Here is a 19,409-nt window from a genome sequence, read left to right on the forward strand (position 1 = left end):
TCAGCCTTCTCTCAATCCGTGGAAGAGGATGATTGTCGTCGAAGGGCGAACGACTTCAGAGAGATATCGACATAATGCCGAAGGTTCGCGGCTGCTCTTGCGCCGCGAACCCGGCTTGGCGTTCCGGCTTAAGCCAGGTCGGCCAGCCGCACCGCCGTGCCGGTCGCCAGAACGCGGCGCAGGCTGACGCCAGACTCGTCGGCGGGGGCAATCCCATCGGTCACATAATTGACGTCGATGATCGCGTCGGCGTCTACGTCTTCGGCCCGCCGGATCAGCTCTTGCAGCGCGACAGCGCGCCAATCTCCCTGGGAGGCGTCGACCGGCCCGGCATGCCAGGCGGAAGCGGCGCTGATCTTCCCGATCGGATAGAGGATGCGGCCTTCGTTCACGAAGTCCGTTGAGCTGATATGCATAGACTTGTCTCCGGTGCGATCCACGATAGAAGCCAAGGGTTTCCCGAAACTTAAGCCGGGGGGCTCGCCCTCGTGTGAAGCGACTATCGCTGGTTCAATGTGAACCGTAGGTGACTTAGCACACCTTGCTGCACCGCAATATTCAAAAAAAGTTTGGGTTGAATTTTGTAAACTTTAACAGTCGCTTAGTCTTTGCTGCGTCGCGCTGCCCATGCGCGTCTTTTTGGCCAGGCCGCTTCAGTGCCGAAAATGTCTCACTCCGGTAAAGACCATGGCGACCCCGGCCGCGTCGGCCGCGGCGATCACCTCGGCGTCGCGAACGGAGCCGCCCGGCTGGATAAGCGCCGTCGCGCCGGCTTCGATCGCCGTCTCGACGCCATCGGCGAAGGGAAAGAAAGCGTCCGAGGCGACGACGGATCCCAAGGCCAGACTTTCGGGCAGTCCCGCCTGCCGCGCCGCTTCCGCGGCTTTGATCGCGGCGATGCGCGTCGAATCGACCCGGCTCATCTGACCGGCTCCGACGCCAACCGTCGCCCCGGACTTGGCGTAGACAATCGCATTCGATTTCACATGCTTGGCGACGCGAAACGCAAAAGCGAGATCGGCCCATTCAGCCGCGGTCGGCTCGCGCTTCGTGACGACGCGCAAATCCATATCGTCGACGACGGCATTGTCGCGCCCCTGCGCCAGGAAGCCGCCGGCGACGGGCCGAATAAAGAGGCTGGCCGCGCGGGGATCCGGCAGGCCTCCTGCGATCAGCAGCCGCAAATTCTTCCTGGCGGCGACGATCTCGATCGCCTCATCGTCGGCGTCCGGCGCGATGATGACTTCGGTGAAAATTTGCACGATTTCGGTAGCCGCTTTGGCGTCGAGCTTCCGGTTCACGGCCACGACGCCGCCGAAGGCGGAGACCGGGTCGCAGCGCAGCGCCAGCCGATAGGCCTCTTCCAGCGTTGCCCCCTCGGCGACGCCGCACGGATTTGAGTGCTTGATGATCGCGACGGCGGCGGTTCGTTCCGGATCGAATTCGGCGACCAGTTCGAAGGCGGCGTCGGTATCGCCAATATTATTGTAGGAGAGCTGCTTGCCCTGAAGCTGGCGCGCGGTCGCAACGCCGTAGCGCCGCTCGCCGGTGGCGTAGAAGGCGGCCTGCTGATGCGGATTCTCGCCATAACGCAAATTCAGCGCGAGCTTGCCGCCAATGGCGCGGAAATCCGGCGCATCGGCGCCGATCTGCTCGGCAAACCAGTTCGAGATCGCGGCGTCATAGACGGCCGTGCGCGCGAACGCCTTCTGCGCCAGTCTTTGCCGAAGCGCCAGGGTCGTCGCGCCGGCATTGGCCTCGAGTTCAGCGAGGAGAGGCGCGTAATCCTCGACCGCGACGATGACGGCGACATCGTTGAAATTCTTGGAGGCAGCCCGGATCATCGCCGGGCCGCCAATGTCGATGTTCTCGACGCATTGGTCGAAGTCTGCGCCCGCGTCGATCGTCGCCTGAAACGGATAGAGATTGACGATGAGCAGGTCGATCGGCTCGATGCCATGGGCGAGCATCGCCGCCTCATGCTCCGGATTTTCGCGAATGGCGAGAAGACCGCCATGCACCTTGGGGTGCAGCGTCTTGACCCTTCCGTCCATCAATTCAGGAAATCCGGTGACATCGGCGACGTCAATGACCTTCAGCCCCGCCTCGAGCAGAGCGGCATGGGTTCCCCCGGTCGAAATCAGCTCGATCCCTAGCGCAGCCAGGCCGCGCGCGAAATCGATAACGCCCGTCTTGTCGGAAACGGAGATAAGCGCCCGGGCGGCGCGGCGGAATTCTTGCGACATTTCAGGAAACCCATAGCCGAAAGCATGTCCGGGCGAAGCCAATCGCGTCAGGAAATGCGGTACATTGACGACCGACAATCCGGATAGGAGCCCACGGAAACGGCGCCCGCTGCCCGGCCGGACGATTGGCTGTTAGCATGAAGCGCGCCGCGATCCTATCCCAAGCCTCAGCCCCGCGTCAGCGCAGGCGCGCGCCGGCAAGATCCGCTTCCGCCGCGGGCGCGGCGGCGGCCGGCGCGATGCGCTCCGTTGTCCCGGCCGCCTCAGCGCCATAGCCTGCCGGCGGAATGAAGCCGCGCAGTCGCAGCGCGTTCAAAACCACGAAGATGGAGGAGAAGGCCATCGCCCCGGCCGCAAGCATCGGCGACAACATGATCCCGAAAAAAGGATAGAGCGCGCCGGCGGCGACCGGAATGAGCACGATGTTATAGGCGAAGGCCCAGAACAGATTCTCCTTGATGTTGCGCATCGTCGCCCGGCTCAGCGCGATCGCCGCGGGGACGGCGCGCAGATCGCCGCCGATCAGCACCGCATCAGCGGCCTCGATCGCGACATCCGTTCCCTTGCCGATGGCGAGGCCGATATCGGCGGCGGCGAGCGCCGGCGCATCATTGACGCCATCGCCGACAAAGATGACCCGGCCGTTTTCGGTCTGGAGCCGGCGCACCTCCGCGACCTTGCCCTCCGGCAAAACCTCGGCGATGACGCGGTCGATGCCGACGGAGTTGGCGATCGCCGCCGCCGTCTTGCGGTTGTCGCCCGTCACCATGACAAGACGGAAGCCGAGGCCCCGCAATGCGGCGACGGCGCTCGCCGCGCCCTCCGCGAGCGGATCGGCGACGCAGATGAGTGCGGCCAGCCTGCCGTCGATTGCGGCATAGAGCGGCGATTTTGCTTCGGCGGCGAAACGCGCGGCGTCTTGCGCGAAGACGCTGACGTCGACGCCCAGCTCTGACATGAAACGCTCGGCGCCGATCGCTATTTTGCGGCCCTCGACGATTGCCTCGACACCATAGCCGGTCTTGGCGAGGAATTGCTCGGCCGGCTTGATCGCGAGCCCCTTCGCCCGCGCCGCGGCGACGATGGCGGCGGCGACGGGATGTTCGGAGCGCGCCTCGACCGCAGCGACCGTCGCCAGAAGCTCGTCACTGGTAAAGCCCGGCGCAGGGGCAAGATCGGTCAGTTCGGGCGCCCCCTTGGTGATGGTGCCGGTCTTGTCCAGCGCCGCCGTTCTCGGCTCGGATAGCCGCTGCAGCGCGTCGCCCTTGCGGAAAAGAACGCCAAGCTCGGCGCCCCGCCCGGCGCCGACCATGACCGACATTGGCGTGGCGAGGCCCATCGCGCAGGGACAGGCGATAATCAGCACGCTGACCATGGCGATCAGCGCATGGCTCAGCGACGGCGCCGGGCCGAGCAGCAGCCAGAGCAGGAAGGTGACGACGGCGATCGCCATCACAATCGGCACGAACCGCGCCGTGATCTTGTCGGCCAGCGCCTGGATCGGCAGCTTCGCGCCCTGGGCCTGCTCGACCAGCCGGATGATATGGGACAACGCCGTGTCCGCGCCAATCTTCGTCACCTTGAAGGAAAAGCTGCCGGTCGTGTTGATCGTCGCGCCGACGACGTCGGCCCCGGCCGATTTCTGGACCGGACGCGCCTCGCCGGTCAGCATCGATTCATCGACGAAGGAGGAGCCCTCGACGACGACGCCATCGACGGCGATCTTCTCGCCGGGCCGCACCAGCACGACGTCGCCGACCACGATCTGGTCGAGCGGCGTATCCACGGCCTCGCCGCCCTTCAGCACGGCCGCCGATTGCGGCCGCAGCCCGACCAGCCGTTCGATCGCCGCGCCCGCCCTGCCCCTGGCGCGCGCCTCAAGCATGCGTCCGAACAGAATCAGCGTCACGATCACGCCCGCCGACTCAAAATAAACCTGCGCTGTGCCCTCGGGGAAAAGCTGCGGCGCAAAGGTCGCGAGCGTCGAATAGAGAAAGGCGGCGCCAGCGCCAAGCGCGACGAGCGAATTCATTTCGGGCGCGCCGCGCAAGAGCGCGGGAACGCCGGTGGTGAAAAACTGCCGTCCCGGTCCGAACAGCACGATCGCCGTCAGCACGAATTCGGCGATGCGGATCGGCTGCATGCCGATCTTGTCCATGAGAAAGCCGTGCAGGCCGGGAATGACGTGCGAGCCCATCTCGATGAGGAACACCGGCAGCGTCAGGATGAGCGCCAGTCGCGCATCGCGCGCAAGCGCCTCGGCGTCGCCATGATGATGGGCCGCATGCGACGGCGGGGGGGCCGCTCCGGCGCTGATTTCGCGCGTCGGATAGCCCGCCTCGGTCGCGGCCTTGGCGATGGTCTGAGGATCGGTGATCGAACTCACATAGCGGACAATTCCGGCTCCGGTCGCCAGATTGACCGTCGCGTCGACGACGCCCGTGACGCCGCGGAAGGCCTCCTCGACCGTTTTCACGCAATGATCGCAGGTCATTTGCGCGATCGAAAATTCGGCCGAGGCAAGCACGGCGGAATAGCCCGCCTTGTTGATCGCCGCGATCACCGCGTCGAGATCGACCGGCCCGAGGAAACTGACGCTCGCCTTTTCGGTCGCCAGATTGACCGAAACGTCGGCGACGCCGGGCACTGTGGAAATCGCCTTTTCGACGCGCCCGACGCAGGAGGCGCAATGCATGCCCTTGATGGGAACGCTGACGGGGGGCGCGGAAATATCGTCGGAATGAGCGGACATCGATCGATCCTTAATCGGGAGCGCCAGCACTTTCTTGACCCCGCGGTTCATTCTCCGGGGTGAAAACGCAGACGCCTGATATCTAGATCATCCGACACGGCCGGAAATCAAGGCTAAAGCCGACAGGCGCGAAGGTTGCGCAGCTTCCGGCCCGCATGATGCGTTACGATAAAAGCGAAAGCGCGCCGCGCGGGATCGTCCCTCAAGCGCTGACCGGATTCGGCGCCGCCTCCATCTTCACTTGGGCCCGGCGCATCTCTACATGCAGGAAACGGAGAAGTCTGATGTCCAAATCGATTGTCATTACCGTGCCGCATGATCTTGGGGTCGAAGCCGCGAAAAAGCGCATTTGCGAACGCATCGACGCGCTGCGCGGCGCCTACATCGATAAATTGGCCTATTCGGAGATCAAATGGACCGGCGACAAGGCCGATTTGCGCGTCGTCGCCCTGGGGCAGTCCGTCACGGCGCAGATCGACGTCCTGCCCGAACAGCTGCGGATCGAAGTGCAACTGCCGTGGCTGCTCGGAATGCTTGCGAACAAGATCCAGGGCGTTCTGAGCAGCAACGCCCGGGACGCTCTGAAAATCGGCTATACTCCGCCGAAAGGTTGAGGCTCGATTCGGGTTGGGCAAGCTGGACGTCGCCCAGGCGTCCATGGCGCGAGGTCAAATCTCCGTCGTTCTCGATTCCGGCGGCTGAGGGCGCCGCTTGATGACGTATCTTTTTACCGTCAGGTAAAATATGCATACGTCTGCCTCATGGAAGAGTATTCCATGAGGCGCATTTCTTCCCAAGAAGGAAGAAACGGTAGAATCGACGAAAGGTACTCTAATGGCCAATACGACGGAGGAGCTCGAGTCGCTCCTCATGCAGCGATCCCTGACCGACGCGCAGCTCCTCGATGCGGCCGAGACGGCTTCGGACTTCCGGATCCTGCCAGACGCGACGTTGCTCAAGATCGGCGGGCAGAGCATCATCGACCGCGGCCGCGCCGCCGTCTACCCGCTTGTGGATGAGATCGTCGCCGCCCGCAAGGCTCACAAGCTGTTGATCGGGACCGGCGCCGGCACAAGAGCCCGTCACCTCTATTCGATCGCGGCGGGGCTTAACCTGCCGGCGGGCGTGCTCTCGCAGCTTGGCGCCTCCGTCGCCAATCAGAACGCCGTGATTCTGGGGCAGCTCCTCGCCAAGCACGGCATTTGCGCGGTCGACGGCGCCGGACTCTCGGCGGTGCCGCTCTTCCTCGCCGAGGTGAACGCCGTCATCTTCAGCGGCATGCCGCCCTACGGCCTCTGGATGCGCCCCGCTGCGAAAGGCGTCATCCCGCCCTACCGCACCGACGCCGGATGTTTCCTGCTCGCCGAACAGTTCGGCTGCAAGGCCATGATTTTCGTGAAAGATGAAGACGGTCTCTTTACCGCCAACCCGAAAACCTCGAAGGACGCGACTTTCATCCCGAAGATCTCGGTTGACGAGATGAAAGCGCGCGGGCTGCACGATTCGATCCTCGAATTCCCGATGCTCGACCTGCTCCAGTCGGCGCGCCACGTCCGGCAGGTGCAGATTGTGAATGGCCTCGTCCCCGGCAACCTGACCCGCGCGCTCGCCGGCGAGCACGTCGGCACCATCATCACCGCGAGCTAGAGGCCAACGCCATGTCCGAACTTACCAACGCCATCAAACACGTCGCCTCGCCGCTCGCGCGCCAGACCCTCCTCGACGACACGCTCACCCGCCCCGTCGCGGGCGGGCGCCCGGTACGGATTCTCCCCTGGCTTCAGGTCGTCAAGATCGGCGGCCGCTCCATCATGGATCGCGGCCATGAGGCGATCCTGCCGATCGTGGACGAGCTGCGCAAGCTCTTGCCCGAGCACCGTCTGCTGATCCTGACGGGCGCCGGCATCCGCGCGCGCCACCTCTACGGCGTCGGCCTCGATCTCGGTTTGCCGGTCGGATCGCTCGCCCCGCTCGCCGCAAGCGAGGCCGGCCAGAACGGCAGCATCCTCGCGTCGCTGCTTGCGCCCGATGGCGTCTCATACGTCGAGCACCCCACACTGGCGGGCCAGCTCGCGATCCATCTCACCGCGGCTCGTGCGGTCGTGGGGAGCGCCTTTCCTCCCTATCACCACCACGAGTTCCCCGGCTCCCGCATCCCGACTCACCGGGCTGACACGGGCGCGTTTCTGCTCGCCGATGCGCTCGGAGCGGCCGGCCTGACGATCGTCGAGGACGTGGATGGATTATATGATCTTGACCCGAACGGCCCCGATGGGAAAAAGGCGCAGTTCATCCGAGAGGCCAACGCCGCCGACATCGCCAAGTCCAGGGGGACGCTGCCCTTCGATCCTGCGCTCCTCGAGGTCATGGCGACCGCGCGCCATCTCGAGCGTGTGCAGATCGTGAATGGGCTCGTGCCCGGCCGGCTCACCGCCGCGCTGCGCGGCGAGCATGTCGGGACGATCATCCACACCGGCGCGCAAGCGGCCTGAGCACGCGCCCGATCCGCGCTGATCAGGCACTGAAGGATTGAGGCTGCTCCAGCGCCAATGTCAGCGACACATCCTATGCGTCGCAAGGCGGAGGCGCTGGAGCGGGACGATGGAGGCGCAGGCGACGCCTCGGGCGCCGATCAACTTGCAGCTCCCGCCGTTTGCAGCGGCGCCTCCAAAACGGCGCGTCAGGCGACGGCGACCATCACATCGGAGGATTTGATCACCGCGAAGGCCTTCGATCCGACGGCGAGCTTGAGATCGTCGACAGCTTCATTCGTGATCGACGCCGTGACGATCGCACCGCCCGTCAATTCGATTTCGACATGAGCCGTGGTTGCTCCCTTGATGACCGTCTTGACGACGCCCTCAAGCGAATTGCGAGCCGAAATTTTCATTGAATTTCCTTTTTTAAGCCGGGCGCTCGCCGCGCCGAAAGCGTCGCTGTTTACCGGGACGACTTTCAACAGTATTCCTAAAGTCATAGGATAAGGAAGGCAATTGCAAAGCATGACCGCGGGCGACAAGCTGATCGGGAACTCGCCTTCGCGCATGGCGCGCCCCCTCCTGACGACGACCCTGGCGGCGCGGGTCTTGCGCCATGATTTGGCGGCGGCAATGACGACGCTGCAATTCGAGGACGGAGAATTGCGCGCGCCGCTGATCGAGGACCCGGTCGGCTCCGCGGTCGCGGTGCAGATCGACGCCAGCGACGTCTCGATCGCGCTCTCCCGCCCGATGGATGTCTCGATCACCAATCGCCTGCCGGGGGAAATCGTCGAAATCGCCGCTCTGCAGGCGCCCTATGTGCGCGTCACTTTCAGTCTTGGCGTCACGCGCATGCATACGCTCGTCACCAGCGAATCGGTCGAGCGCCTCGCTCTTGTCGCCGGGCTGCGCGCCTGGGTGATGATCAAGGCGGTCGCCATTTCAGGCGAGGATCTTATGCCGGATTACTCTCTGACGCCGCGGCCCTGGCCTTTGGATCGAAGCTCCAGTCCAAAGAAGCCGTAAGCTCCTCGAGAGATTTCTTCGAGGCGTTGGCCGAATGGCGGCCGATCGAGCGGTAAATCGCGACGAGCCGCTCGCCGAATTGCGAGATTTCGGAGCCGCCGGAACGGCGCCCCGGGAAAGTGACGACGACCGGGGATTCGAAGCATCGATTCATCATATCGACGATGAGCCAGCATTTCCGGTAGGAAATCCCGAGCGCCCGGCTCGCCCCAATGATCGAACGCTCCTTGCCAATGGCTTCGACAAGGGCAAGCTCCTCTTCTCCGAACCAGCCTCCATTTGGCAGACGCAGCTCAATCGCAAGCGCCGCGGGCGCCCGTTTGCTGTTCGACATAAAGCGGCTCCTGCGCTGCCTTGTCCGGCCAAGGCTCTCAAAACGGCCTCTATTCCGATCATTATACAGCTTGCGCGGCCGCGACGCAAAACTTCCGCGCAGCTTGCGCCGCGCCTTCGCGCAGGCCCATAATGGCCACGGGTCCGGCGCTATTCACGCCGGGCCTTCGCCCGATCCTCTCTCCAATTCCCCATCGCATGACGACAATCGCGCCTTTCGGCGCCTGGATCTCGCCGGTCACGACCGAGCTGATGACGGGCGCCTCAATCAGTCTTGGCTCTCTCTCCGCCTGCGGCGGCGTCCTTTACTGGCTGGAAGGACGCCCCATGGAGGGCGGCCGTCAGTCCCTGTGCCGGCGCGGCGCGGACGGAATCATCACGGATGTGACGCCGGCGCCGGTCAATGTCGGCAGCAGGGTCCATGAATATGGCGGCGGCGCCTATGGCGTCACGGAAGGCTGGATCGTCTACAGCGAGCGCAGCGACGGGTCGGTCTGGGCGATTGAAGGCGACGCAGCGCCACGAAAAATCGCGACGCCGGAAGGCTGCCGCTATGCCGATTTCGAATTCGACCTGCCCCGCCGGCGCGTCCTCGCTGTCCGCGAAGACCATCGCGGGCGGCCTCCGACGGACCCCGAGGCGGCGATCGTCGCCCTCTCGCTCGCGGGCGAGGAAGAGACGATCCTGATCCGGGGGCCGGATTTTCTCAGTTCGCCGCGCCTCTCGCCGGACGGCCGAAACCTCGCCTGGATCGCCTGGGACCATCCAGACATGCCCTGGGACCGCACGCGGCTTTTCTGCGCGCTGCTCAACGACGGCGACGTCGGCGCGCCGGAGCTGATCGCCGGAGGCGGCGCCGCGGAGGCGATCGTCCAGCCCGGCTGGTCGCCGCAAAATGTGCTGCATTTCTGCTCCGACCGCACCGGCTGGTGGAATCTTTACGCGCGCGAAGATGGCGCTGACGTCGCGCTTTGCCCGGTTGAGGCCGAGATCGGCGGGCCGCATTGGGTGTTCCGCCAGCGCTTTTACGCCTTCTTCCCCAATGGACGCATCATCGCCAGCGTCGTGCAGGATGGCGTTCGGCGCGCGGCCCTGATCGGCGGCGGCGCGCTGATTCGCCTCGACGAAGGCGCGCTCGATTTCGGACAGGTGCAGGACTGCCCGCAGCCGATCGGCGAAGGCGCGGCCTTTATCGCCACCGCGCCGACGGCTCCGCCCGCAATCATGCTCAAACCCGCGCTCAATGCGCCGGCGCTTCTCGTTCGGGCCGCCGCCCCCTCCGTCCTGCCGACGGAGACAATCTCGATTGGCGCGCCGATCGCATTCGAGACGGCTCACGGTCTTGGCCATGCCTTTTGGTACGCGCCGAAAAATCGTGATTTTTGCGGTCCGGCCGGCGCGCTGCCGCCCTTGGTCGTGCTGACCCATGGCGGTCCGACCAGCATGACCACCAATGCCTTCAGCCTCAACGTGCAATGGTGGACCAGCCGCGGCGTCGCCGTCGTCGACGTCAATTACGGCGGCTCGACCGGCTATGGACGCCCGTTCAGGCAGCTTCTCAACGGCGCCTGGGGGATCGTCGACGTCGCCGATTGCCAGGCCGCCGCGGCCTCTCTCGTCGAAAGGGGTCTCGTCGATGGCGCGCGGCTCGCGATCCGTGGCGGCAGCGCGGGAGGCTTCACGACACTCGCCGCCTTGACCTCGGGCGACGTCTTCAAGGCCGGCGCCAGCCTTTACGGCGTCGCCGATCTGATGCTGCTAGCGCGCGACACCCATAAATTCGAATCGCGCTATCTCGACGCTCTGATCGGTCCCCTTCCCGAGGCCGAGGCGCTTTACGCGGAGCGCTCGCCGATCAACCATCTCGACAGGCTCGCCTGCCCGGTCATCTTCTTTCAAGGCGAGGAGGACCGCACTGTGCCGCCCAATCAGGCGGAGGAGATGGTGGCCGCGATGAAGGCGCGTGGACTGCCCGTCGCCTACTATCTTTTCGCCGGCGAGGGCCACGGCTTTCGCAAGGCCGAAACACAGCGCCGCGTTCTGGAGCTGGAGCTTGATTTCTACGGACGCGTTTTTGGATTCCTGGCCCCGGGCCTGAGCGAGCGCGCCATCATCGCCAATTCGTGAGCGTTCAGGATTTGAACCAGCGTTCGACGCCGGTGCCGTCAGCCTCGGCCGCGGCCTCTTTGACGCTGCGGCCGCCAAGCATCAGCTGCGGCGCGATCTCCGCTAAAGGCTCCAGCACGAAAGCGCGCCGGAACAGCTCCTTATGCGGCAACACGAGCTCCGGCCATTCGATTTCATGATCGCCATAAAACAGAATGTCGATATCGATCAGGCGCGGCCCCCAACGCAGACCCTGCAGCCGGCCCATTTCGGCCTCGACGGCCTTCACCTCGGCCAAAAGCGCGCGCGGCGATAGCGTCGTCGTCGCCAGGGCGCAGGCATTGGCGAAATCCTCCTGATCGAGATAACCCCAGGGGGCCGTGCGATAGATCGAGGAAACCGCGCCGATCTTGACGGCGCCGCGCGCCTCAAGATGCGCGAGGCCGGCCGCGAGATTGGCCGGCTTGTCGCCGATATTGCTGCCAAGGCCGAGGCCAATCGCGACCGGCGTTTCGGCCGGCTCAGGCGCGTTCGATGGCATCGAAAACCTTGAAGGCGGCGACGTGATCGGCGACGTCATGAACCCGGAAAATGCTCGCACCTGCCGCCGCTCCGGCAAGATTGGCGGCGATCGTCGCAACGAGCCGCGGCTCGACCTGCGCGACGGACACGGGAGCGTCCGCAACCAGCGAGCGCAGCAAGGATTTGCGCGAGACGCCGAGCAGGATCGGCAGCTCATAGCTCAATAGCGCGCGCATGCCATGGATGGCTTGAAGATTTTGCTGCCGCGTCTTGCCGAAGCCAATGCCTGGATCGAGAATGATGCGCTGTCGCGGCACGCCCGCTTTTTCAGCGAGCATGAGGGATTTATCGAAGAAGCGCCGCATGTCGTCGACGATGTCGCATTCGGGGTCGATCTCGGCGCGATTATGCATGATGACGACGCCGGCCCCGCTCTCGGCGACGACGTCGGCCATGGCGGGATCGCGCTGCAGCCCCCAGACATCATTGATGAAGGCGACGCCCTGCCGGGCGGCGAAACGGGCGACCGAGGCCTTGGACGTATCGATCGAGACGGACTCGGCGACGCTCGCCACGATCGCGCCAAGCAGCGGCTCAAGCCGCGCGCGTTCGACCTCGGCGGGCACTGGCTCGTGCCCCGGCCGCGTCGATTCGGCTCCGACGTCGATGATCGCCGCGCCTTCCTGCGCGAGCCTGCGCGCCTGCGCCACCGCCGCCGCGGCTGTTTCAAATTTGCCGCCGTCGGAAAAGGAATCCGGCGTCACATTGACGATGCCCATGATCAGCGCGCCAAGGCCGATTCGCGCAAGAAACGCATCCCGTTTCTGCGCCATCGAATCGGGCTCGACGGCGACCGCGCCGGTTTCGCTCAAAGGTCGTGGCTTTCACGCCCGGGGTAGTCGCAGCGCCACTTGACGACGATGCGCGCCGGGTGATGATTGACCCAATCGGCGATGGTCGGCGGCGCAGCCATGGCGCATTCGGCGAGACTTTGGCCCCGATCCTCGAAGACAAGGTTTTTTTCTTCGCAGGCCGTAGGCTGCGATAGCGCGCAAACGGTCAGGATCAGTTCCATAAGTCCCATAACATCGTTCCCGAAGCAGGCGATTAACCACACGCGCAAACGCTCAGCATGCAGAAATGGATGCAAAAGCACAAGCTGGCCGCCGACGTCCCCCGAAACGTTGAGCCGAAGGCGATTTCGAGATTGGCTTGTGAACGCGACTTATGTCAGAGAAATGGCCTCGCCCGAGGCGAAGCAAGCCCTCGCCTGAGAGCGCCCAAGCTCTCGCCAAGGCCAACTGGGCCAATCAAGAGTTCGGAGGGATGAATGCGGTCTCAACGCAGCGCCAGCGCAGCCCTTACGGCCGCCGCCGCGGCCATCGCGTTACTAGCCGCCTCGCCGCTCGCCCCGTGCCGCGCGCAGGAGAAGCCGGCCGATAAAGGCGCGACAGTCCAGGCGGCGCCGCCCGCCAATAAGGATTGGCCCTGCAAGCAGATCCTCGTCGAGCAGATATCCCTGCCCGCCGTCTGGTCCGGTCCCCCGATCGATTCGGCGCAATGGCGCGAGGACAGCGCGATCGCCGGTCTCGTCGCAGAGATAGCCGCCCGAAAAACCGCCATCGAGGCTGCGGAAAAGACGATCGAGGGCTTCGCCGCCGCGGCCGGGCCGGACAAAAACGCCAGGCTGACCGCGTTGTTCGCCGGAGCGTTCGAAACGCTCAACCGCGAGCGATCCGAAGTCATCGAGGGCCTGATGCGCTTCAGCCGCAAGCAGAAAGCGCTCGCCTCAAAGATCCGGGCCGAGAACGCGACAATTCAGAATGCGCCCGGCGCGTCGCGGCCGGAACAGCCTGAACCCGCCGACAATCCCGCCGTCGAGAAATTGCAATGGGATATTCGCCTGTTCGATGAAGGGCGACAATCGCTGACCTATGCCTGCGAAGCGCCGACGCTCATCGAGCAGCGCCTGTTCGCTTTGGCGCGAAGCATCCAGAACGCCATGGATTGACGCCCCCGCGGTGGCGCGCGTTTCGCGCGCCCACCACGAGCGTCAGTGCGTCTTGCGCTTGTCGTTCTCGTCCAGCAGAGGGACGCCATAGTCGGTCAAAATGGCGTCGATTTCCGTCTGGTTCTCGGCGATGAATTTATTCAGCGTCCGCTTCCACTCCTGATCGGAGTGGCGAACGCCCATGCCCATCCGATAGACCATGCGCGGACCGGTCTTTTCGAGCAGCAGCGGCGTTGTGACCAGCGGCGTTTTGGCGTTCTTGGCGAAGTTTCCAGCGATGGGGCCCCAAAGAACGGCAATGTCGATATCGCCGGCTTCAAGATCCTTGATCATCTCAACAGGGGGCGCGTCGGCTCGCGTATCAACAACAAGCGCATAGGATTTGATGTTCGGCAGCAGCCCGTTGAGCGCGATGATCGTCGCCGGCGGGGTGCCCGCGACAATCCCGATATGTTTTCCCTTGAGGCGCGGATCGCTCAGGCTCTCGACGCTTTCGAGATCGCTCCCCTTTTTCGTCACCACGGCATAGGAGGCGCGATAATAGGGATTGGTGACCTGGACGATATCGTCGCCCTGCGGGATTCCCATCACCACATCGCAACGATGAGCGTTCAAAGTGTTGCGGATGAAGCCTGTTGTGTTCGGATAGTAGACATAGGCGACCGTCTTGCCGAGCTTCTTTGCCAGCAGATCCGCGATCTTATTCTCAAAACCCTCGCCGGCCTCGTTCGAGAACGGCAAATCGCGCGGATCGGCGCAAACGCGCAGCACGTCGGGATCGACAAGTTCGATCGCCGCGTCATCGGCGCCCTCGGCCTTAACTTCGAGCCCGAAGGCCGCAGCGGACGACAGGGCGAGCAGAAAAAGAAAAGCGCGAGAGCGTGACGTCATTGGAGTCCCAAGCAGGCCTTCTCGGCCGCTGTCGCCTTTTCAGGCTTGTCGACATGGCCGGCCGGGCGGCCGCGGGCGATCGACTCCGTGGAGCGACCACGCAGATAAACGTAGATATCGTCCAGATAGCACATCACATTTTTGTTGTCGCCGAACGCCGGCATGACGTTCTCCTGGCTGCTCGTCACATTGCGCCGGCCGCCGACAACAATGCCTACGAATTCCGCATAGTTCAGCGTCTTCACCGAGTTTTTCAAAGCCGGCGCGTAGCTTGAGCCTTCGCCGTCGGGGCCATGGCAGACATGGCACTCGGAGTGATAGCGGCGGAAGCCGGAATAGGAGAACCAGTCGAGTTTACCGTCCGGTTCGATCTTGTAGGTGGGATCGCCTTTCGCATCGAACCATTTGCCAAGGTCATCCTGCTTGACCGCTGCCGGATCGCCGGGAGCTTCGGCCCATGCGACGCCGGCGGAGGAGATCAGAAGGGCGAAGGAGAAGGCCCGAACGCGAGAGCTGATAAGCACGAAACAATCCCTTTTTGGATGGACGCCAATGCGAAAAACCTCGGCGCCGCGGCGCCGAGGTCTCGGGTTGATTTGCGGTTAAGTGAGCAGGCTTACTTACCGTGCAGGGCGAACACCGTCAGCGTGCCGCCGAGCGATGTATAGTTCGATAGAGCGGCATAACCACCGACGGCGCCGAGGCCGGCGTTCGGATCGGTCAAGCCGGCCGCGAGGCCGATGCCGGCCCAGCCGCCGACGCCCGACAGGATGGCGACGTACTGCTTGCCCTTGTGCTCATAGGTCATCACGTTGCCGATGATGCCCGACGGCGTTTTGAACTTGTAGAGTTCTTCGCCCGTCTTGGCGTCGACAGCCTTGAGATAGCCTTCGAGCGTGCCGTAGAACACGACGTTGCCGGCAGTGGCGAGCGCGCCCGACCACACCGAGAACTGCTCCTTGTTCGACCACACGATCTTGCCGACCTTGGCGTCCCACGCGATGAAATTGCCCATGTTGGATTCGCCCTTCGGCGGATACATGGACAGCGTCGCGCCAACGTAGGGCTGGCCAGCGGTGTAGCTCACTCTGAAGGGCTCATAGTCCATGCAGACGTGATTGGTCGGAACATAGTGCAGTTCGGTGAGCGGCGAGTAGGACGAAGGCTGCTCGTCCTTGGAGCCGAGAGCTGCCGGGCAGATGCCCTTCGTGTTCACGTCTTCGCCGCCGTGAGCGGTCGAAAACTCCGGCACGACGAGCGGACGGCCGTAGCTCTTCGACGACTTGTCCATATCGACCTTGGTCGCCCAGTTGACGGCCGGGTCGTATTTCTCGGCGACAAGCAATTCGCCGGTGACGCGGTCGAGCGTATAGCCGAAGCCGTTACGATCGAAGTGAGTCAGGATCTTGCGTTCCTTGCCGCCGATCTTCTGCTCGGTCAGCACCATTTCATTGATGCCGTCATAATCCCACTCGTCGTGGGGGGTCATCTGGTAGATCCACTTGACCTTGCCGCTGTCCGCATCACGCGCCCAGATCGACATCGACCAGCGGTTGTCGCCGGGACGCTGAGTCGGGTTCCAGGTCGAGGGATTGCCGGAGCCGTAGTAGACAAGGTTCAGCTCGGGATCATAGGAGATCCAGCCCCACGTCGTTCCGCCGCCGATCTTCCACTGATCGCCTTCCCAGGTGTTGGTGCCGGAGTTCGGGCCAACCGGCTTGCCGAGCGCGGTGGTCTTTTCCGGATCGATCAGCGTATCGGAGTCCGGGCCCATCGAATAGCCGCGCCACGCCTTCTTGCCGGTCTTGAGATCATAGGCCGTCACCGAACCGCGGACGCCGAACTCGCCGCCCGAGATGCCGATGAGCACATTGCCCTTCACGACCTGCGGAGCAGAGGTGTTGGTTTCGCCCTTCGCCGGATCGCCGTTCTTCACCGACCACACCACTGAGCCGGTCTTGGCGTCGAGAGCGACGAGCGTGGTGTCGGCCTGGCCGAGAATGATCTTGCCGTCGGCATAGGCGACGCCGCGCGTTACGGTATCGCAGCACATTACCGGAATGACGCTCGGATCCTGCTTCGGCTCATATTTCCAAAGGATCTTGCCGTCATTGTTGAGATCGAGAGCGTAGACGATGTTGGGGAAGGGCGTCGAGAAATACATCACGTCGCCGATCACGAGCGGATTGCCTTCGTGGCCGCGCAGCACGCCTGTCGAGAACGTCCAAGCCGGAACGAGATCCTTCACGTTCTTGCTGGTGATTTGATTGAGTTCCGAGAAGCGGTGGTTGGAATAGTCACCGGTGGGCAGAGCCCAGTTTTTGGCGTTCTTTTGAAGAGTGATCAGCTCTTCGTTCGCGAACGCCCCGTTCGCCATGAGCGCAGATGCGGCGACACAGGACATCAATAGGATTTTGCGCATTTATTTCCTCCGGACCGTATGTATGCGGACTGCGAAGCTTATCCTGCTTCGGCAGCGCTTCTGTATGTCTTTCCGGCAGCGTGTCACCACCTCAGCCAAGTCATGCTGACCAAGCATGCTTCGCTCACGTCTTCGAAAAGAGCGGCGGCCCCGACCAGCCGCTCATGAAACCGGAAAACTACGGGACCTGTATATATTGGCAAGAGCGGTGAGACAATAGTCCAAAAAAATCGGGAAAATCGGCCAAATGAGGCTTTACAGCAGCCCGCCGCGGCCCCGCCGAAATGGCATAATTACCTGTAAATACAATGATTTTTATCGTTATGCACGCATCGCGCGCATCGCCGCTGCGGCGTTGCCGACGGGAGGCCCGCATATAAAATTAACGTAACTTTCCCGGTCTTTATAGAAAAATTCATATTCCGGTAATTGCTGCATAGCAACATCTACCGTTGTGCGCCGCACTCATGTAATGGCTGCGGTGCAAACTTGCCCGATTGCGCGACGCGCCAAGTATTTGCAGCCGCCGGCCGAGTTCCCCGACGCACAAAGCTTCAGAAGCAGCGGACTTCAGCTTCGGCCTGAGCGCGACGCAGCTCCTGCGAGGTCGCCTGGGCCTGCGGGCTGTTGCGAAACATCGTGCCGATCTGGCCCAGCGCCTGATTCATGCTCGAGACGGTTTCAGCGGCTTCATAGCGCTCGTAGGGCAATAGCGAGGCGATGACGTCGATCGAGCAGGAGCAGCGCTTCAGACTGTCCCGCGATTCGCCATTGGTCTTCATGCAGACATAGACATAGTCCGCGCGCGCCTCGGTCGGATAGTCGTTGACGCTCTTGTCGCCGGCGGCCGCGGCGACCTGCGGCAAGGGAGCGAGCGCGAAGATCGCAGCCAGCACAGTCTTGACGACGCCGTTGTTGCTCAAGCGGGAATTCAGCATTGCGGCTTCACTGTTCCAATGGACGGGGCGGTTCGCCTATGCTTGCGCGAGGGGGCTTGTCTTCCGGACCAAAGCATCGCGGCCGAAAGGACCGCGCCAGCCGCCAGGGCCAGAAGAGACTGACCGGCGCCGCAGCCGACGCACAAGAAGGAATAAAGGATCGTCGCAGGCGCCGAACCGCCCTTAAGATAGCTTGTGGCCAGCGCCATGGCCAGCGCTGAAAAGACGCAAAGCGTGAAGCCGAGATAAAGCCGCAGTCCGAGGATCGATATGGAATTGAGCGACATGGGCGCCCCCAGCAAGATTTGCGCAGGCGCGATTGCCCGGCGGCGTTAACCATGCCGATCGCTTTCAATCCCGGCTGTGCGATAACGCGCTTCGACGGGGCTGCGTCCGCTGTCGCCAGCCTTAGGCGGCGGTCGCCGCGAAGGCCGGGACTTCCGCCGCAAAAGCAGCAAGCCAGGCGGTCAGCTCCGGATAGTCCTTTCGCCAGCGTCCTTCAAAACGCAGATCAAGATAGCCGAGCGCGGCGGCAAGCCCAATATGCCCGGCCGTGCGACGGCCCGAAGGCGGCGCGGCGGCGAAAGCGGCGAGTCCGCGCGCGACTTTCTCCGACTGCCAATCGAGCCAAAGCGGATCCTGCTTGGCGGCCGCGCGGCGGCGGCTCTCATAGATCTGGAGCAGGCTCGCCTCCATCACCCCGTCGGCGAGCGCCGCCAGCGTCAAATCCTTGAAACGAGCGCGGGGCTCTTTGGGAATCAGGACGTCGCCGCCGGCGAGATGGTCGAGATATTCGACGATGACGCGGCTGTCGAAATAGGTCGCGCCGCCGTCAAGCGTGAGAGCCGGAATCTTGCCGAGCGGATTGAGATCGCTGAGGCCGCAGGCCGGATCGCTGGTGTCGGTCGCGATCACCTCGATCTGGTCCGACAGGCCGGCGATGGCGGCGGCAAGCTGGACTTTTCGCCCAAAGGGAGACGCCCCGGACGTTCGCAACTGCATCATTTAAAACCTCATCCAGATCGCGGCGGCGATCCGCGCGCGCGCAAGCCATAAAGGCGCCAGCCGCCGCTGGCGAGGGGGCGCCGGAATGGATGAGGCGCGATCCTCTTTTTCATTTCGCCGGGCAGGCGTAGATGGCTTTGACGCGGGATGTCAGGCGCACCGCTGGATAACCGTCAGCGACATTGTTCACGAAGAAGGCGCCGCGTTCGCCGGGCGCGACGACGCCGCTCGCCGCCATGGTGACGTCCTGGAGCCCGAGGCTCTGGGTCATGAGTTCAACGCGGCGGATGATCTTGTCCGGGAGCACATTGTTGACTTCCCAGGTGAAGGCGTTGGCGAAGCCGATTACCGAGAGACTGGCGGAGCGGATTTTTCGGAATTCCTCTTCACTCAAAGGCGCCGGCTCGCAGGACGCGATCTTTCCCGCAAGGCCGGACTGCGCGAGGCGCGCTTCGGCCTCTTCGTCGCAATCGTCGCGACAGGCCGCCATCGCGTCCCGGATGGCGGAATCGGCGATATCGGACGACGTCATCCTCTGTTTGAGGCAGACATGAAAACAGGTCTCCGCCGCCCGTGCGCCGCCGGAGCCCGCAAGTAGAACGGCGCCGCAAACACCGGCAAAGGCGGCGGCAACGCGCCTCATTGATTTCCCCATCGCGCGTTCCTCTCCCGAATTG

21 protein-coding genes are annotated in these 19,409 nt (G+C 63.6%); 6 read left to right on the top strand and 15 right to left on the bottom strand.

Features of this window, described 5'->3' with window-relative positions; genetic code table 11:
• Positions 1-128: 128 nt before the first annotated feature.
• The 3 genes from CR492_RS17790 to CR492_RS17800 form a co-directional block, all read right to left on the bottom strand.
• The gene (locus CR492_RS17790; RefSeq protein WP_012590590.1) at positions 129-416 is read right to left on the bottom strand and encodes a heavy metal-binding domain-containing protein; all 288 of its coding nucleotides are present in this window, start codon (positions 414-416) and stop codon (positions 129-131) included.
• 237 nt (positions 417-653) lie between these two features.
• Positions 654-2,246, bottom strand: a complete 1,593-nt coding sequence (gene purH / locus CR492_RS17795; RefSeq protein WP_102845104.1) for a bifunctional phosphoribosylaminoimidazolecarboxamide formyltransferase/IMP cyclohydrolase — start codon at positions 2,244-2,246, stop codon at positions 654-656.
• 178 nt (positions 2,247-2,424) lie between these two features.
• Entirely contained in the window at positions 2,425-4,998 is a 2,574-nt protein-coding gene (locus tag CR492_RS17800) for a heavy metal translocating P-type ATPase (RefSeq protein WP_102845105.1), read from the bottom strand.
• 284 nt (positions 4,999-5,282) lie between these two features.
• Here CR492_RS17800 and CR492_RS17805 point away from each other — a divergent pair, with 284 nt between their 5' ends.
• From CR492_RS17805 to CR492_RS17815, 3 genes are all read left to right on the top strand, one after another.
• Positions 5,283-5,612, top strand: a complete 330-nt coding sequence (locus CR492_RS17805; RefSeq protein ID WP_102845106.1) for a polyhydroxyalkanoic acid system family protein — start codon at positions 5,283-5,285, stop codon at positions 5,610-5,612.
• A gap of 220 nt (positions 5,613-5,832) precedes the next feature.
• A complete protein-coding gene (locus CR492_RS17810; RefSeq protein ID WP_102845079.1) occupies positions 5,833-6,645 on the top strand; it encodes a uridine kinase in 813 nt (270 codons plus the stop codon).
• A gap of 11 nt (positions 6,646-6,656) precedes the next feature.
• Complete coding sequence (locus CR492_RS17815; protein WP_102845080.1) at positions 6,657-7,490, top strand: molybdenum storage protein subunit alpha; 834 nt, start codon at positions 6,657-6,659, stop codon at positions 7,488-7,490.
• A 188-nt stretch (positions 7,491-7,678) separates the two neighbouring features.
• On the opposite strand, the gene CR492_RS17820 is transcribed toward CR492_RS17815, so the two are convergent.
• On the bottom strand, positions 7,679-7,888 hold the full coding sequence (locus tag CR492_RS17820) for a TOBE domain-containing protein (protein ID WP_012590596.1): 210 nt from the start codon (positions 7,886-7,888) through the stop codon (positions 7,679-7,681).
• 112 nt (positions 7,889-8,000) lie between these two features.
• On the opposite strand from CR492_RS17820, the gene CR492_RS17825 reads away from it, so the two are divergent.
• A complete protein-coding gene (locus tag CR492_RS17825) occupies positions 8,001-8,504 on the top strand; it encodes a TOBE domain-containing protein (protein WP_180982602.1) in 504 nt (167 codons plus the stop codon).
• Here the strand turns inward: CR492_RS17825 and CR492_RS17830 are convergent.
• The gene (locus CR492_RS17830; RefSeq protein ID WP_102845082.1) at positions 8,434-8,838 is read right to left on the bottom strand and encodes a winged helix-turn-helix domain-containing protein; all 405 of its coding nucleotides are present in this window, start codon (positions 8,836-8,838) and stop codon (positions 8,434-8,436) included. The genes CR492_RS17825 and CR492_RS17830 overlap by 71 nt on opposite strands.
• A 131-nt stretch (positions 8,839-8,969) precedes the next feature.
• On the opposite strand from CR492_RS17830, the gene CR492_RS17835 reads away from it, so the two are divergent.
• A complete protein-coding gene (locus tag CR492_RS17835) occupies positions 8,970-10,964 on the top strand; it encodes an alpha/beta hydrolase family protein (RefSeq protein WP_245412155.1) in 1,995 nt (664 codons plus the stop codon).
• A 4-nt stretch (positions 10,965-10,968) separates the two neighbouring features.
• Here the strand turns inward: CR492_RS17835 and folK are convergent, their stop codons facing one another.
• Genes folK through CR492_RS17850 form a run of 3 tightly spaced genes read right to left on the bottom strand, consistent with a single transcriptional unit; the run spans position 10,969 to position 12,549 of the window.
• The gene (folK, locus tag CR492_RS17840) at positions 10,969-11,484 is read right to left on the bottom strand and encodes a 2-amino-4-hydroxy-6-hydroxymethyldihydropteridine diphosphokinase (RefSeq protein ID WP_102845083.1); all 516 of its coding nucleotides are present in this window, start codon (positions 11,482-11,484) and stop codon (positions 10,969-10,971) included.
• Positions 11,465-12,337: a dihydropteroate synthase gene (gene folP / locus CR492_RS17845; RefSeq protein WP_245412156.1), complete on the bottom strand. Its 873-nt coding sequence runs from the start codon at positions 12,335-12,337 to the stop codon at positions 11,465-11,467. The genes folK and folP overlap by 20 nt, the downstream gene beginning before the upstream one ends.
• Positions 12,334-12,549: a hypothetical protein gene (locus CR492_RS17850; RefSeq protein ID WP_102845084.1), complete on the bottom strand. Its 216-nt coding sequence runs from the start codon at positions 12,547-12,549 to the stop codon at positions 12,334-12,336. The genes folP and CR492_RS17850 overlap by 4 nt, the downstream gene beginning before the upstream one ends.
• Before the next feature lie 246 nt (positions 12,550-12,795).
• On the opposite strand from CR492_RS17850, the gene CR492_RS17855 reads away from it, so the two are divergent.
• A complete protein-coding gene (locus CR492_RS17855) occupies positions 12,796-13,476 on the top strand; it encodes a hypothetical protein (RefSeq protein ID WP_102845085.1) in 681 nt (226 codons plus the stop codon).
• 42 nt (positions 13,477-13,518) lie between these two features.
• Here the strand turns inward: CR492_RS17855 and CR492_RS17860 are convergent, their stop codons facing one another.
• The 7 genes from CR492_RS17860 to CR492_RS17890 form a co-directional block, all read right to left on the bottom strand.
• Positions 13,519-14,367: a substrate-binding domain-containing protein gene (locus tag CR492_RS17860; protein WP_102845086.1), complete on the bottom strand. Its 849-nt coding sequence runs from the start codon at positions 14,365-14,367 to the stop codon at positions 13,519-13,521.
• A complete protein-coding gene (locus CR492_RS17865; RefSeq protein WP_180982603.1) occupies positions 14,364-14,846 on the bottom strand; it encodes a c-type cytochrome, methanol metabolism-related in 483 nt (160 codons plus the stop codon). Before CR492_RS17865 ends, CR492_RS17860 begins: the two co-directional genes overlap by 4 nt.
• Before the next feature lie 137 nt (positions 14,847-14,983).
• A complete protein-coding gene (gene xoxF5 / locus CR492_RS17870; RefSeq protein WP_102845088.1) occupies positions 14,984-16,789 on the bottom strand; it encodes a lanthanide-dependent methanol dehydrogenase XoxF5 in 1,806 nt (601 codons plus the stop codon).
• Between the two features lie 554 nt (positions 16,790-17,343).
• A complete protein-coding gene (locus tag CR492_RS17875) occupies positions 17,344-17,727 on the bottom strand; it encodes a hypothetical protein (protein ID WP_102845089.1) in 384 nt (127 codons plus the stop codon).
• Positions 17,721-18,014: a hypothetical protein gene (locus CR492_RS17880; RefSeq protein ID WP_102845090.1), complete on the bottom strand. Its 294-nt coding sequence runs from the start codon at positions 18,012-18,014 to the stop codon at positions 17,721-17,723. Before CR492_RS17880 ends, CR492_RS17875 begins: the two co-directional genes overlap by 7 nt.
• Before the next feature lie 121 nt (positions 18,015-18,135).
• A complete protein-coding gene (locus CR492_RS17885; RefSeq protein ID WP_102845091.1) occupies positions 18,136-18,732 on the bottom strand; it encodes a glutathione S-transferase family protein in 597 nt (198 codons plus the stop codon).
• Positions 18,733-18,841: 109 nt separating this feature from the next.
• The gene (locus tag CR492_RS17890) at positions 18,842-19,375 is read right to left on the bottom strand and encodes a hypothetical protein (protein ID WP_245412157.1); all 534 of its coding nucleotides are present in this window, start codon (positions 19,373-19,375) and stop codon (positions 18,842-18,844) included.
• Between the last annotated feature and the right edge of the window lie 34 nt (positions 19,376-19,409).

This window comes from Methylocella silvestris (genome assembly GCF_002891535.1).
Classification (GTDB): Bacteria; Pseudomonadota; Alphaproteobacteria; order Rhizobiales; family Beijerinckiaceae; genus Methylocapsa; species Methylocapsa silvestris_A.

Coding starts and splice junctions, on each gene's coding strand:
- CR492_RS17790 (WP_012590590.1), bottom strand. CDS start 416: ATGCATATCAGCTCAACGGACTTCGTGAACGAAGGCCGCATCCTCTAT.
- purH (WP_102845104.1), bottom strand. CDS start 2,246: ATGTCGCAAGAATTCCGCCGCGCCGCCCGGGCGCTTATCTCCGTTTCC.
- CR492_RS17800 (WP_102845105.1), bottom strand. CDS start 4,998: ATGTCCGCTCATTCCGACGATATTTCCGCGCCCCCCGTCAGCGTTCCC.
- CR492_RS17805 (WP_102845106.1), top strand. CDS start 5,283: ATGTCCAAATCGATTGTCATTACCGTGCCGCATGATCTTGGGGTCGAA.
- CR492_RS17810 (WP_102845079.1), top strand. CDS start 5,833: ATGGCCAATACGACGGAGGAGCTCGAGTCGCTCCTCATGCAGCGATCC.
- CR492_RS17815 (WP_102845080.1), top strand. CDS start 6,657: ATGTCCGAACTTACCAACGCCATCAAACACGTCGCCTCGCCGCTCGCG.
- CR492_RS17820 (WP_012590596.1), bottom strand. CDS start 7,888: ATGAAAATTTCGGCTCGCAATTCGCTTGAGGGCGTCGTCAAGACGGTC.
- CR492_RS17825 (WP_180982602.1), top strand. CDS start 8,001: ATGACCGCGGGCGACAAGCTGATCGGGAACTCGCCTTCGCGCATGGCG.
- CR492_RS17830 (WP_102845082.1), bottom strand. CDS start 8,838: ATGTCGAACAGCAAACGGGCGCCCGCGGCGCTTGCGATTGAGCTGCGT.
- CR492_RS17835 (WP_245412155.1), top strand. CDS start 8,970: ATGGCCACGGGTCCGGCGCTATTCACGCCGGGCCTTCGCCCGATCCTC.
- folK (WP_102845083.1), bottom strand. CDS start 11,484: ATGCCATCGAACGCGCCTGAGCCGGCCGAAACGCCGGTCGCGATTGGC.
- CR492_RS17850 (WP_102845084.1), bottom strand. CDS start 12,549: ATGGGACTTATGGAACTGATCCTGACCGTTTGCGCGCTATCGCAGCCT.
- CR492_RS17855 (WP_102845085.1), top strand. CDS start 12,796: ATGCGGTCTCAACGCAGCGCCAGCGCAGCCCTTACGGCCGCCGCCGCG.
- CR492_RS17860 (WP_102845086.1), bottom strand. CDS start 14,367: ATGACGTCACGCTCTCGCGCTTTTCTTTTTCTGCTCGCCCTGTCGTCC.
- xoxF5 (WP_102845088.1), bottom strand. CDS start 16,789: ATGCGCAAAATCCTATTGATGTCCTGTGTCGCCGCATCTGCGCTCATG.
- CR492_RS17875 (WP_102845089.1), bottom strand. CDS start 17,727: ATGCTGAATTCCCGCTTGAGCAACAACGGCGTCGTCAAGACTGTGCTG.
- CR492_RS17880 (WP_102845090.1), bottom strand. CDS start 18,014: ATGTCGCTCAATTCCATATCGATCCTCGGACTGCGGCTTTATCTCGGC.
- CR492_RS17885 (WP_102845091.1), bottom strand. CDS start 18,732: ATGATGCAGTTGCGAACGTCCGGGGCGTCTCCCTTTGGGCGAAAAGTC.
- CR492_RS17890 (WP_245412157.1), bottom strand. CDS start 19,375: ATGAGGCGCGTTGCCGCCGCCTTTGCCGGTGTTTGCGGCGCCGTTCTA.